Below are 13,638 nucleotides of genomic sequence, written 5' to 3'. Positions count from 1 at the left end.
AGCGATCTCCCTTAAGCCTCGGCGCCGACAATCATCGCGACAACGTCCTGCTTGTTTGCTTCCGTTGGCTTCAATTCGCCCACCTTCCGACCCTGCCGAAGCACAACCGCCCGATCGGCGATTTCGACCACATGCTCCATGTTGTGCGTGATGATGATCACGGCGTTGCCGTCGGCTTTGAGCTGTTTGATAAGGTCAAGAACCTGGCGAGACTCGCGAAGACCGAGGGCGGCCGTCGGTTCGTCAAGAATCACCAGCTTGCGCGCAAAAACTATGGCGCGCGCGACCGTGATCGCCTGTCGTTGTCCGCCGGACATCAGCGCGACCGGCGCATCGAATCTCGGCAGCTTAACCTTCAGACGATCGATAACACTCGCCGCTTCCTGCCTCATCGCGGCCGTGTTGAGGAAGCGGAGCGGACGCGGCAACCAAGAGGGAAAAGCGACTTCCCGTCCGCAATAGAAATTCTGTACGGGGGTCAGGTTGTCGAAAAGCGCCAGATCCTGATAGACGGTTTCGATGCCGGCGCGGCGGGCGGCTGCCGTCGAATGGAGCGATACGGGAGCACCATCCACGAGGATTTCTCCTTCGTCGAGGCTATGAAGCCCGCTAATGCATTTGACGAGCGTCGACTTGCCGGCGCCGTTGTCACCCAAGAGAGCGGTTACCTCACCTGAATAGGCATCAAAGCTTACATTTTTCAGGGCGTGTATTGCGCCGAAGCGCTTCTGGGCGTTTCGAACCGAAAGTGCCGGTGTGATGGATGTCGGGCTCATCGTGCGCTCGCCGATTGAAGCACGCGGGCGCGTGCTTCAAGATGGTTACGGAGCACGTCAGCCTCCACGGCGATGACGATAACGAGCCCAATCGCGATCATTTGAAAGAACACGTCGACGCCGAGAAGGTTAAGGGCGTTGCGGATGACGCCGATCAGCACGGCGCCGATCAGGGCGTGGCCGAGATGACCTCGTCCGCCCAGGAAGCTAGCGCCACCGATAATCACCGCAGCAATCGTGTCGAGCTCCAAAAGATTGCCGTAGATTGGCGAGGCGGCGGCGGTCCGGCCCGCGAGCAGCACCGAGCCGAGGCCTGCACAAAAGCCGGAAATAATATAGGTCGAAAGCAAAATGCCCCTTACCGGTATGCCCATGCTTCTGGCAGCACTCGGCGAGCCGCCGACCGCATAGATCCATCGGCCACAGACCATCGACTTCGTCAGGATCAGAAAAAGAAGCCCGAACATGCCGACGACAAAGAATGAATTGGGCACGCCAAGCGTCGTACCGCCGCCGATCGCCGTCACAGCGTCGGGCATTCCGCGCATGGTGGTGTGGCCTGGCGCCAATGCAAGTGCCAGGCCGCGGCAGATACTCAAGCTTGCAAGGGTAATGATAAAAGGATGTGGCAGCCGCCCGTAGACAAAGACCACGCCGTTGACCGCACCGACAGCCGTACCCGCAACCAGCATGGCCGTAATGACGACGATTGAGGAATCAACCTGCTGGTAGACGAGTCCGCCGATGACTGTCGCCAGCGCAAGATTCGAGCCGACAGACAGATCGATCCCTCGCGTCAGGATAACGAGCTGCTGCCCCATCGCCACAACGGCAATCACTGCCGTCTGCGCCAAGATGTTCCCCAGGTTAACGGGCTTTAGAAAAGCCGGCGTGATCAAACTGACGACGGCGATGAGCAATATCAGGATCAACAACGGGCCAAGGCTCAACAGCTTCAGTCCCAATGAGATGCCAGATTGTCTCGGGCGGAAGGTTGCTTGCGAACCACCAGGCCGCGACGAATTCTGAGGCAGAATCCCGGAGTCTTCCAATTTCCCCTAGCCTCCCCTGTTTTTTATACATAAGAAACATATGATACACGTACGTCAACTTGTTTTTTATGGATATCAAACCATACCTGGAGTTGCGCCATGAGAACCGATACGACATTCAAGCGGGCATTCAATGATATGATCGAGATCATTCGAACACTCGATCTTGGGGAGGAATTGCCGTCCGAAAACGCACTGCGCGCCCAGCTTGGCGTGAGCAGAACAACGGTGCGAAAGGTGCTGGCAGGGATGGCCGCACGTGGGATCATTATGTCTGAAGCCCACCGACGGATTATACGCAAGCAGCCGCGGCAGAAAGAGCGCTATCCGAAGGAAGAGACCTTGGCAATTTCGGAACAGGTCGAGACGAGCTTCATGGAATGGATGCTGCGCGGTGATGCCTGTCCGGGCACAGAAATCAATGAGACGGAATTGGCCCGGAAATTCGGCGTCGCGACAACGATTATCCGTGAATTTCTCAACCGATTTCAGAAATATGGGCTGATCGAGAAGCGTCAGAATGCCGGCTGGGTTTTTAAAGGGTTCACGGCCAGTTTCGCGCTCGAACTGTTCGAGATCAGAGAGATGTTCGAAATGCGCTCCGCCCGGCTGTTCGCCACCCTGCCCGACGGGTCGCCCGTCTGGAAACAGATCCAGGCCATGCGAGCGGCGCATTTGGAGCTGCTCGCAGATATTGACGCTCGATTTCAGGATTTCTCGGAGCTGGACAGCCGATTTCACCGGCTGATTACGGCAGTCGCGCCAAACCGCTTTATCGAAAGCTTCCAAGACGTTATCGCCATGGTCTTCCACTACCATTATCAGTGGAACAAGCGCGATGAACGCGCGCGGAACGAGGTTGCCATCAGGGAACATCTCGCGTTGATCGAAGCCCTTGAAAGCCGCAACGTCGCCTCGATCGATCGCGCCTGTCGACTGCATCTGACGTCCGCCCGCGAGACTTTGCTTCGTTCGATCATGCAGTAACCTTGAGATGCACGCGGCACTCATGGTCCAATGCGGAAAAGGCTTGATTGGTTTGAAGTGTCTCGTCCGCCGATGTGCCGATCACGGAAAAAGCATAAAAAGACGATCTGCCGCTGCGCAGCAAGGGGGGTCCCGTTGGCGTGCGGATGTATCTCCGACAACAATTAGGTCGTCCAAGCCATCCCCCACAACCGCGCGGCGGAAAATGCTTCCTGCAATGGCGAGCCCCTCTGCTTGGAGCTCGAGCCACCGACAGCTTCAACGTTCAAATCGCGCCAGCATCCGCTTCAGTTGTGCGTTTTGCAGTTGAAGCTTGTTCGCCAGTTGCTCCCGGAGCAAGCTGATCTCTTTATCGAGGCTCATCGCTTCATCAGACAGTGCGGGAACGCCTGGAGACTCATGCCGAACGACCCCAGTCTCGGCTTTCCTGCTGCGGCTGCCCCGTTTTCGGGTTGCGCCTCGGCGGGTCTGCGAGGGTCTCGAAGCGTCGTATGCGAGCACGTCGGTGTCATCAGATACAACCGAATTAGCAGCTTCCAGCGGCTTGGCGCCTTCAATAACCGGCGCGCCCTGTTCCTGCAGCTCACCAGACCTCGCACCAGATTGATCGTGAGGCCGCAGCTCCTCGCCTGCTGGGCGGTCTGTGAATCGCAATCCTTCGTCGTCCGCCGGTGCAGTCGGCCTGTCGACGGTCGACATTTCCGGCGTCACATCACCGGTCGAGTTGTTTTCTTCCTTCGGAAGCCGTCGCGGTGACACCAACCGAGCAAGAAGTTTCCATGGAGACGCCATTCTATTCGACCTCGCGTTACCCCACATGCAGTTGCGAATTCAAGTCTTGGCGGCAACGGGAACTGTCGCCAGACGCACATCTCCATAAACACGGAAATGTGCCGGCAACCGTTGGTCAAACGAGGTTGAGCCGCTTTCGCAATTCGGCATTTTCGGCGCGAAGCTTCTCAGCCAACAGCTTACGCAGTCCTCGATTTTCCTCTTCCAGCTGCAGTAGGTCCGCCATCTCATCGATCACCCCCGTTATAGGTGCGCTCTCGATTTGCACCGCCTTCGGAGTCCGTTTGATTCGCCCACGCTTGGCGCTGTTCACGACGTCATCGGCCTTGACCCTGCGTCCTCTCTTCGGTTTTCCGGCTGCCGTCTTGGCAGCATCCGCGGGCTCTGCCGCAACTTCGGCTGACCGGGTTTCAACGGCCACCTTTTTTGCGCGAGGTTTGCGCTGCTTCTTAATCGTCGCGGGAGCCGTTACCGCTGGGGCGTCAGCAACAATTGTCGTATCTCGTTCGTCGGCCATTATGGTCTCCTGTAAAGCCGCTTCAGTTGTCCGCTGTCGGGCCGGCAGTGTCAACACTCCCGGCTGTCCCCGTTCGGGCAGAGATAGCTCACCGCCTGGTTTGCCAACCTGGAAGCCTACCGGCGGAAAGAGCATTGCCTCTTCCTGCACATCTTGAGCGATGGACTTGAGATCCATGTCTCCCCAGATCGAATTCGATTTGCTCTCGGTTCTTCGCCGACCCGATTTGTGTTCGACAACAAAACTGCGTTGGAGTTTTTTCACTAAGAGGCCTTGGGTGTCTGCGGTGATGTTCCAGCGATGTCTTCAGCACCGCGACGGACTCCGTAGATAACGGCTGTCGCGCTGCCGGTCTAGACCCATGACGCGCCCCGCCATGCACACGGCTCTGACGGATCGTCCTCCGCTCGAAGTCATCACGACGTTGAGGGAGATGTCCTGTCCGTGCTTCAAAACACGACCGAAAGCGTATGATTGTGCTGGGTCGCTCTTGCGAGGCAATCAGCGGGGATCTCCAGTATGCGCGGCCTTGTTCGGGGGTTCAATAAGCAAGCCCTTAGATCAGGACGCATTAGGTTGGTATATCAGATCATTATGAGCCGCTTATCGTCGCGAGGGACAGCATAATGATCCGGGTGACAACTAGAGCCCGTCTACAATCGACAGGATGGACGCGCATCATTCCGCGCTCCGTAGCAGAACCGTCAAGGGTCCTCCGTTCCACTTGAACTCTCTAATACTGGATGCTATGTGCGACGCCGGGTCCGCAGTTCACCCAGGCATCGCCGTTCCCCCGAACACGCTAAACCTGCCTGTCAAGATAGATATGGACACCAATCCGTGCCATGTCGGAAGGGCGATCGCCGATGATCCTTTTGGACGGCACGACCGAAGGATAGGTCATGTCCAGAAAACTGATACCGCTTAATCTGAGCGACGTTTCGACGTTTGCCAAATCGGTGAGATCGCAATTGTCCAACCAAGATGGACTCCCGTCCCACCTCGAATTGTTGAATATCCTCGCCAAAGCTGCTGGGCTCGGCAATTTCCAGAATTTGCGAGCGACGGTGAAAGGTGCGGGGGATCCGGCACCAAGCCCACCCGACGACAAACTGTTTCAGCAACCTTCCGATATCAATCAGAGGCTGGTGGAGAGAATTGCCCGCTGCTTTGACAAGGGCGGCCGATTGCTGCGTTGGCCGGCGCGACGCACTGACCAGATCGTTGCGCTTTGGATATTGTGGGCGCAGATTCCGGCAGCACGCGAGTTCTCTGAGCCAGATGTAAACATCCTGCTCAATGAGCGCCATGACTTCGGCGATTACGCACTTCTGCGCCGCGAGCTCTGTGATCTCGGGCTGATGACCCGGACGCCGAACGGACGAGTCTACAGACGCGTCGAACGACCAATGCCTAGCGACGCGGCAGCGGCGCTCCGTCTTATCTTGCGCTGATCAGTCCAATCGGCACTGATCCCGATCCCATTCTCGTGATCGGCGGTGGCGAGGGCTTTATGATGAAGTCCGACCCAGGCTCGTCTCGCAAAGAATGCAAGCGAAATTTGGCCCATCCGTCAGGCGGATGTATCTGACATGCTATGTGGGGCTGATTGCTGGAGTTCAGGTCTTTCGACCGGTGACCGGCAGCGTCTTGTGAGGGATCGAACCTGTGCGTGGGGAGTTAAGGAGCTCGCTTCACCTCGGCTTTTCGTCGCTCCTGGTTCAACCTGTTGCTCCGGCTGCCTGTCGAGCTTGGACGTGGTCTGGAGAACTTGGAGGCGATGGAGCAAGAGGTCAGGAACCCTCTGCTAGCTGCGGCTGTCAGCGCGTCGATATCTACAGCAACGGTGGTTAGCCGCGTTTGTCGCGTGGCTAGCGGACCGTTGCCGTGATGCGCGTCTCTCATGGATGAGGCAGAGGCGGCTCACGCCGCCTCCTCCTCGTCGCGGTTCGGCTGCAAGGAATGCAGGTAATCGACGGCGCGCTGCGCATGTGCTGCCGCTGAAAAGATGGCACGCTTGTCGTTGCCCAGAACCTTGAGCCAGCCGTCGAGGTAGCTTGCGTGGTCGGGTCGTGGTTCGAGCTCGGGGACGATGCCGAGATCGGCGCAGAGAAACGCGCTGCCGAGTTCGGCAATCAGCTCCTCACGGGCACGTTCGCTCCTGCCTTTTGCGTAGCGGCTGAGATCGCGATCAAGCCTTCGTGGTGCGCCGGTCCAGTGCGTCATCTCGTGACTGAGGATGGCGACATAGGAGGCATCGTCCCTGAAGGCATCCAGGCATGGCATCTGGATGTAATCACGCTGAGCGGCATAATAGGCAGCCGTACCTCCGTGCCGGATCAGCGCACCGGTATTGGCAAAGAAGCGGCCGGCATTGCCGATGCGGCTCATTGGATCGACGACAGGTGCGATGTCATCAAAACGCCCGTCGAGACCGGCGATCTGATCGGTGTTGAACACTGTGTAAGCTTTGAGGAATGGAATATCCTGTTCGACCTCAGTGCCAGTCTCCGTCGTTTCAGTGCGGATGAACGAACTGGCGAAGATCACGGTTGTGCCGGTTTCGCCCTTGCGGACGGCGCCGCCGAGCTCGATTGCCTGGCGAAACGTCATCCAGCTTGATGAGGCAAAACCACGGGCGATGGCTTCGGACCAGAGGAGAAGGACGTTGATCCCGGAATAGGGTTGACCGTTATGGCGCAGTGGCCGGCTGACCTCGCCCGTCGCATGTCCCGTCGTCCAGGGCTTGGTCCACGGCCGCACGCCACGTTCGAGATCGGCGATGATTTTGGTGGTGATGCGGCTATAGATATCGGATCGTTGATGGGATGGCTGCCTGCTCATGTCTGAACCTCCGTTTCGAGGTCGCGGCCATCGCGACCTGCTACGGCGGTCCGAAAGCCAGGCTGCAAGCGCAGCCTGCACCCGCAGGGCCGCAACGTAGTGGAGGACGGCAAGGCCGTTGCGGGCGGCGCGAGCCTGGCAGGACCAGAAGCCGAGGCAGGACGCAATGGCCGCAATAGGATCGGCAAGTGTTGATGCAGGCAGACGTGGCAGATCTGCGAGGTGTCAGGCCGTCGCTCACGCCGCAGATGGACCGCGGCAATGAGGCCCACCTGGCCGGCCGCGCCAGTAACCCGGCGATATCGACAACGTCGCCACGCAACGCCGAGACGATCCTGAAGTGGATGCCGCTCACCGCTTCAGCTCGAAGGCCAAGTTTGGCAGGTCCGATCAGGCGCTGATGCCTATAGCGGACGGAGTGCAGCGTCCCATCAAGGTTGGACTGCCAGTCATTGGCCCTGTGCCCAGGCCTCCGGACGGGTTAGCTCATGCGTCTGGCCCGCCTTGGCCGTATCGGCCAGAAAAGTGCACTGAGCGGCCTTGAAGGTCAGCCAGTGTGGATTGCAAGCAAATCGGCATAAACTGTCGGATTGCTCGCCAGCACCGGATGGCCCTGCAGCAAGGCTTCGCCCTCAGCCGGGAAGGCTAGACGGGTTCCACCGGCTTCCTTGACGAGGCAGTAGCCGGCCATGCAGTCCCAGGCACGCATGTGGGGCTCGTAGTAGCCAACAAGCCGCCCCGCGGCCACATAGGCCAGCATCAAGGCGCCCGAGCCATTGCGGATGAAGTTGCCACCCTTGGCAAGCAAAGCAGACACAATTGCGCCTACCCGCTCCGGGGTTACATAGGAATTGCAGCCAATGCCGGTCATTGCATTCTGCAAAGTCCGTGACGGATCGAGGCTGAGTTTCTTGCCGTTCAGGCTCGCGCCCATGCCCGCCGCCGCTGCGTAGAGTTCATCATCGCACGGGACGTGGATCACGCCGATCACGGGCATACCGCGGTGCAGAACGGCAATCGATACACACCATGTCGGCATGCCATTGACGAATGGCGCTGTTCCGTCAATCGGATCGACAACCCATGTCAATCCCGACCCCCCTTCCTGATAACCGTATTCCTCGCCGAGAAATCCGTCTGCCCCAAAAGCTTCCGCCACGCGCTCTCGTATGAATGTCTCGACGTTGCGGTCGGCAATTGACACGACGTCCTGCAGATCCCGCTTCGTTTCGATCACGAGTCTGTCGCGCCCGTTGAAATAGTCGAGCGCCATAGCGCCCGCCTCCCGCGCAACGGCTTTGGCAAAGACAAAGCGTGTATCAAGTTCCGTCTGTTGCGACATAATGCTGGTACTCCTTGCAATAGTTCAGGTCGTTGAGTGGTTTAAGAGGTCGGCGTCGAAGTGGATGGGCGAAGCGGCCGATCAGGGGGGTGATTAGAATCGCTGCTCAGATGTATCGGCAACGGACATCAAGAACCTGCGCAAGAAAAGGCGCAGCCGAATCTCAGGCCTTCATCTTCAAGCTGTCGCGAATGTTCAACTCGCGTTGCTGCTCAGGAAGATCAAGCCGATTCACATCAATGGCGCTCATACCCGCCCGTCGAGCTGCTTCGAGACCTTGTTCGCTATCTTCGAACACGACACACCGGGCTGGTTCTATTCCCAATAGAGCGGCCGCCTGCAGAAACAGGTCTGGGGCCGGCTTTGGATTTGCCACGTCATCGATCGTGACCAACTCGTCGAAATATTCCCGCAGGCCCGTTCCATGCAGGGTCGCAGTGACAATTTCCCGCGAACCGCCGGAGGCAACAGCCATGGGACGCACGCCGGCCAACCGGCGAACCGTCGCAGCAACCACATGCACTTCACGCACTCTGTGTAGATTCTGAAGAAAGTGCGATCGCATGGTGGCGATGACGGATTCGCGATCGAGCACAACGTCGAATTCTCGCTCAAAGGCCTCCATAAGGACCCCTTCAGACATTCCCGCCCGCATCAAATACCAGGCCTGATTCATCGGTTTGCCGGAATGGGCAAAGCCGGCTGCCCATGCGTCCGCATAGACAGGGGGCGTGTGAACAAGTGTGCCGTCGCAATCAAAAATCACGGCCTCGAAATCATTTTCCAGCGATAGAATATCAATCATACCTAATCCTTCCGGCGGGCGAACATCGGTTTAACGCAAGGGCTCCATACAGGCTCGTTCTGTTAGGCGGTCATCGAACGCAGGCTGGCCCAGGATTTTGCCTCAGAGTCTCTCACGTGCTGATAAGGGCGATGCCGCGACTTCGGAAGCCGAGCGTAGCGTCGGACGCGACCGGTAAAATGCGGTCGACGGCGTGGTCGACGATGAAGAGCGTGCCGACGTCGGTTTCGACCTCATACTCGACATGATCTCCGAGATAGGCCGAATGCAGGATGCGGCCGGCAAGCCCGTGCCCCCGCCCCTCGGAAAGCGCGATGGCGCCGGGACGAACGGCAAGGCTCGCCGCACCCGGCGTCGCTCTACCCGCCGGCACACGATGTCGGAAACCACCAATGCGGATGTCAGCATCGGCGCCATCGATACCAACCACCTCGCAGGGGATCACATTCGCCTCTCCCATGAAATCCGCGATGAAGGCGGAAGCCGGCGCTTCATAGAGGTCGCGCGGGGCGCCGGACTGGGCGACTTCGCCATCTTTCATGATGATGATGCGGTCGGACACGGCAAGCGCCTCATCCTGATCGTGCGTGACATAGACGGCGGTGAAGCCGAGGCGCTGCTGGAGTTCGCGGATATCCGTGCGTACCTTGCGGCGCAGGCGCGCATCGAGGTTGGAAAGCGGCTCGTCGAGCAGCAGCACCTGCGGTTCCAGCACCAGCGCGCGGGCGACGGCGACGCGCTGTTGCTGGCCGCCGGAGAGTTCGGCGGGCAGGCGATGGCCCATGCCGGCAAGGCCGACCAGTGCCAGCCCCTCCTCCGCCTTCTCGCGCGCTTCCTTGCGGCTGAAGCCCGAGGATTCCAGGCCATAGGCGACGTTGTCGCGCGCATTCATGTGCGGAAAGAGCGCATAGGACTGGAAGACCATCGAGACATCGCGCTCATTGGCCGGCAGCATGGTGACGTCCTTGCCGCCGATCAGTATTTTTCCGGCCGAAGGATGTTCGAGGCCGGCAAGCATGCGCAGCGTCGTCGTCTTACCACAGCCGGAGGGGCCAAGCAGGGTGACGAGCGTACCGCGCTCGATGGTGAGCGAGAGGTCGGGAATGGCAGTGAAGGCTCCAAATGTTTTGCGCACGTTCTGGAAGACAACGGAACCGGCTTTGGGATTAATCATGCGATTTTCTCCTGGCGAGAGGAAGCGGATGTGGCAAGGCCGGCGACGCGGTTTTCACGGCGCAGGCGCCGTTCGCCCACGATGAGCTGGAAGCAGGCGATGACGGTGATCATCACGACGATCAGCATGGTGGAATAGGCGATGGCCACGCCATATTCCCCGTTCTCGACGAGGCCGACGATGTAGGAGGTCGCCATATTGTACTCGGCGCTGACGAGGAAGATGACGGCGCTGATGGAGGTGATTGCGCGCACGAAGGAATAGACGAGCGCGGCGGTGATGGCCGGGCGTAAAAGCGGCAGGATGACCTTGCGGATCGTGCGGAAGCTGTTGGCCCGCAGCGTCAGGGAGGCCTCATCCAGGCTCTTGTCGAGCTGGCTCATCGCCGCGATGCCTCCGCGCACGCCGACCGGCATGTTGCGGAAGACGAAGCAGGCGATCAAGATCAGTGCCGAGCCGGTCATTTCCAAGGGCGGCAGATTGAAGGCCATGATGTAGCTGACGCCGATGACTGTGCCGGGAATAGCAAAGCTCATCATGAGGGCGAATTCGAAGGCATTCTTCCCGACGAATTTTTGACGCACGATAATATAAGCCGTCAGTAGGCCGACGGCGGCAGTCAGCGGAGCAGAGACCAACGCGATCTCGATCGTCGTCCAGAACGAGTTCCAAGCGACGCCCGTCCAGGCGATCCCATTTTCGAAGCTGATCGAGAAGGCCTTGGCGTAGTGGTCGAGCGTCAGCGAGTTGTCGAGACCCCAGGTTTTCACGAAGCCGCCGACCAGGATCATGCCGTAGATGACGAGCGTGAAGAGGATCCACGGGATGACGACGGCGTGAACGCCGATCGACAGCCCTCGCGGCAGAGCGATGTGCGATCCGCTATCGCCCTTGCCGGTGACGGTGGCGTAGTTTTTGCCCGACAGCCAGACGCGTTGGGCGAGGAAGGCGGAGAGCGTGAATAGCAACAGCACCGTGGCGAGTACGGCGGCGCGCGACGGATCGTTCTGCGACCCGACCACGGCGAAGAAGATCTCGGTCGAAAGCACGCCATGGCTGCCGCCGAGCACCAGCGGATTGCCGAAGTCGGCCATGCTTTCGATGAAGCCGATGAGGAAGGCGTTGGCCAGACCGGGCTTCATCAGCGGCAGCGACACCCGCCGGAACGTGCGCCAACGGTCGGCGCGCAGCGTCGTGGACGCCTCCTCCATCGACGGGCTGACGCCCTCGACGACTCCGATCAGCACGAGGAACGAGATCGGCGTGAAAGACAACACCTGCGCTATCCAGATGCCGGTGAGACCGTAGAGCCAACGGCCGGGCTCGATGCCGAAGAGTCCCGACAGCCCCTGCGTGACGACACCGGCGCGGCCGAAGAGCAGCGTGAGCGCCAGACCGATGACGAAGGGTGGAGTGATGATCGGCAGGATCGTCAGCAGCCGCAGGCCCTTCTTGAAGGGAAACCGCGTGCGGGTGGCGACAAGCGCGAAGGCGAGGCCAAGCAGGGTCGAGCCGAGGCCGGTCATGATGGCGAGCCAGAGCGTACGCCAGGCGACGCCGCAGCGACCGGCGCCGATCACACAGTTGAGGCTCCAGATGCTCGGATCCTGCACGTTCCGGATGAAGTTATCCGCATTGAACGAGCCGTCGAAATCCTGCACCGATCCGATGAACATGCTGCCAATCGGGTAGAAGACGAAGACCGCGACGAGGAAGACGAGCAGCGCGATCGCGCTGACGACAAAGGCATCGCCCTTCATGACACCGCGTTCGGCAAGGCCGAAGGCGAAGAGCAGCACGAAGGTGATCGCAGAGAGCACCGCACCCGCCCCCATCGAAGCCTGACCGTTCGAGAGCGGGCCGAAGAGCATTTCGCTCACCGTCCAGGTCCAACCGGAAAAGCCGACGGCGAGGCCCTGGAGCGACAGGAAGAGGACGCCGATCGCGCCGGTCCAGGCGAGCACGGCGCCGCGGCGCATTGGGTCTGCCGTGCCGCGGGCCACGATAGCCAGGAGAAGGAGCACGAGCGCAGCGGCAAGCCACAGCCGGCCGTGCGCGAAAATCTGCACGACGCCGGGGGCGGCTTCCGGAGAAAGGGGGAAACCGGCCAGCCAACCGAGTCCGAAGAAGCCGTTCTCGATCCGATACCAGGGCAATAGGGTCAATGCGACCACGCCCAGGATCAGGACCACGTCCAGCCTGCGATTGCCATGTCTCATGGCTGACCTCGCTGTCTTGAGTGTGAGGAGGCGGCGCCCGGGGAGACGGGCGCCGCCGGTCTGGACATCAGTTGGCGGCGGCGCCTATTTCCCGATCCCAGCGTTCCAGCAGTGCCTTGCGCTTCGTCGGCTCGCCATAGGTCTTGAAGTCGTAGTCGATCAGCTTGATGTCCTCGAAGCGCGGCGCCTCCTTCGGGATTGCGGCGCTCTTGTTGGACGGCAGCTGGAAGGACTTGGCATCCTTCATGCGCGACTGAACTTCCGCCGTCAGCGCCCAGTCGTACCAGATCCTCGCATTGTCGAGATTGCGGGCGCCCTTGATGATCGACATGGAGCCGATCTCGTAGCCGGTACCTTCGCAAGGCGTAATCGACTTGACCGGGAAGCCTTCGGCCGTCTGCGCCACAGCATCGTGGACGAAGACGATGCCGAGCGCCGTCTCACCGCGTGCTGCGGCCTTGACGGGTGCCGATCCGGACTTGGTATATTGCGATATGTTGCCGTTCAGCTTCTTCAGGTAGTCGAAAGCCTGGTCCTCGCCCATGATCTGCACGAGAGAGGCGAGCGCCGTATAAGCGGTACCAGAAGAATTCGGGTTCGCAATTTGGATTTCGCCCTTCAGTTCCGGTGCCAAAAGGTCGGCCCAGCAGACTGGCTCCTTGTAGCCTTTGGACTTGAAGATTTCCGTGTTGTAGCCCCAGCCCAGCGCGCCGGCATAAACGCCGACGGTCTTGTAACCGGAGCTTTCGGCCTGCTTCTTCGCCCAGTCGTTGAGTTCATCGAGCTTCGGCGACTTGTATTCGAGGGTCAGATTTTCCGAAGCCGCCTGAAGATGCGGATCGCCCGTGCCGGCCCACCATATGTCTGTCTTCGGATTGCGAGCCTCGGCGCGCACCTTGGCATAGGTCTCGCCGGACGAAAGGCGAACCATGTTCACCTTGATGTCGCTATGCGCCTTCTCGAAATCGCCCTTCATCTGCTCGCAGATGACAACGTCTGCCGAGCAGATGAGGTTGAGTTCGCCAGCCGCCTGCGCCGGTAGCGCCCCGAGCGCCGTGCCGGCGAAAAGCACGAGGGAAAGGGTCTTCATTTTCATGGGGCATCCTCCTTGTTGCCTGGGTTAGATTTTC

The 13,638-nt window shown here is 59.7% G+C and carries 12 protein-coding genes; 2 read left to right on the top strand and 10 right to left on the bottom strand.

All coding sequences use genetic code 11. The features are described 5' to 3' along the window. Window positions 1–11: 11 nt before the first annotated feature. Window positions 12–776, bottom strand: coding sequence for an ATP-binding cassette domain-containing protein (locus EEQ99_RS03365; protein WP_127430017.1), 765 nt, complete (start codon window positions 774–776; stop codon window positions 12–14). Further along, on the bottom strand, window positions 773–1,828 hold the full coding sequence (locus tag EEQ99_RS03360; RefSeq protein WP_174824425.1) for an ABC transporter permease: 1,056 nt from the start codon (window positions 1,826–1,828) through the stop codon (window positions 773–775). Before EEQ99_RS03360 ends, EEQ99_RS03365 begins: the two co-directional genes overlap by 4 nt. A gap of 99 nt (window positions 1,829–1,927) precedes the next feature. On the opposite strand from EEQ99_RS03360, the gene EEQ99_RS03355 reads away from it, so the two are divergent. Further along, window positions 1,928–2,815: a GntR family transcriptional regulator gene (locus EEQ99_RS03355; RefSeq protein WP_028756358.1), complete on the top strand. Its 888-nt coding sequence runs from the start codon at window positions 1,928–1,930 to the stop codon at window positions 2,813–2,815. 258 nt (window positions 2,816–3,073) lie between these two features. On the opposite strand, the gene EEQ99_RS03350 is transcribed toward EEQ99_RS03355, so the two are convergent. Further along, a complete protein-coding gene (locus EEQ99_RS03350; protein WP_028756359.1) occupies window positions 3,074–3,607 on the bottom strand; it encodes a hypothetical protein in 534 nt (177 codons plus the stop codon). Between the two features lie 115 nt (window positions 3,608–3,722). Further along, window positions 3,723–4,388 carry a transcriptional regulator gene (locus tag EEQ99_RS03345; RefSeq protein ID WP_028756649.1) on the bottom strand — a complete coding sequence of 222 codons (666 nt, stop codon included), beginning with the start codon at window positions 4,386–4,388 and terminating at the stop codon, window positions 3,723–3,725. Between the two features lie 638 nt (window positions 4,389–5,026). On the opposite strand from EEQ99_RS03345, the gene EEQ99_RS03340 reads away from it, so the two are divergent. After that, window positions 5,027–5,578 (top strand): DUF2087 domain-containing protein, encoded by a 552-nt coding sequence (locus EEQ99_RS03340; RefSeq protein WP_097545231.1) that lies wholly within the window; start codon window positions 5,027–5,029, stop codon window positions 5,576–5,578. Window positions 5,579–6,047: 469 nt separating this feature from the next. On the opposite strand, the gene EEQ99_RS03335 is transcribed toward EEQ99_RS03340, so the two are convergent. The 6 genes from EEQ99_RS03335 to EEQ99_RS03305 form a co-directional block, all read right to left on the bottom strand. Next, window positions 6,048–6,968 carry an ArdC family protein gene (locus EEQ99_RS03335; RefSeq protein ID WP_028756651.1) on the bottom strand — a complete coding sequence of 307 codons (921 nt, stop codon included), beginning with the start codon at window positions 6,966–6,968 and terminating at the stop codon, window positions 6,048–6,050. A gap of 547 nt (window positions 6,969–7,515) precedes the next feature. Next, a complete protein-coding gene (locus tag EEQ99_RS03325; RefSeq protein ID WP_028756652.1) occupies window positions 7,516–8,310 on the bottom strand; it encodes an inositol monophosphatase family protein in 795 nt (264 codons plus the stop codon). A 163-nt stretch (window positions 8,311–8,473) separates the two neighbouring features. Next, window positions 8,474–9,115, bottom strand: a complete 642-nt coding sequence (locus EEQ99_RS03320; RefSeq protein WP_097545232.1) for an HAD family hydrolase — start codon at window positions 9,113–9,115, stop codon at window positions 8,474–8,476. A 112-nt stretch (window positions 9,116–9,227) separates the two neighbouring features. Next, complete coding sequence (locus tag EEQ99_RS03315; RefSeq protein ID WP_028756654.1) at window positions 9,228–10,289, bottom strand: ABC transporter ATP-binding protein; 1,062 nt, start codon at window positions 10,287–10,289, stop codon at window positions 9,228–9,230. Next, window positions 10,286–12,508 (bottom strand): ABC transporter permease, encoded by a 2,223-nt coding sequence (locus tag EEQ99_RS03310; RefSeq protein ID WP_097545233.1) that lies wholly within the window; start codon window positions 12,506–12,508, stop codon window positions 10,286–10,288. Before EEQ99_RS03310 ends, EEQ99_RS03315 begins: the two co-directional genes overlap by 4 nt. Window positions 12,509–12,575: 67 nt before the next feature. Continuing rightward, window positions 12,576–13,604 carry an ABC transporter substrate-binding protein gene (locus EEQ99_RS03305; RefSeq protein ID WP_028755971.1) on the bottom strand — a complete coding sequence of 343 codons (1,029 nt, stop codon included), beginning with the start codon at window positions 13,602–13,604 and terminating at the stop codon, window positions 12,576–12,578. Between the last annotated feature and the right edge of the window lie 34 nt (window positions 13,605–13,638).

This window comes from Rhizobium anhuiense (assembly GCF_003985145.1).
Classification (GTDB): Bacteria; Pseudomonadota; Alphaproteobacteria; order Rhizobiales; family Rhizobiaceae; genus Rhizobium; species Rhizobium anhuiense.
Note: the sequence above shows the minus strand (reverse complement) of the source record. Positions and strands in the feature narration are given on the sequence as shown.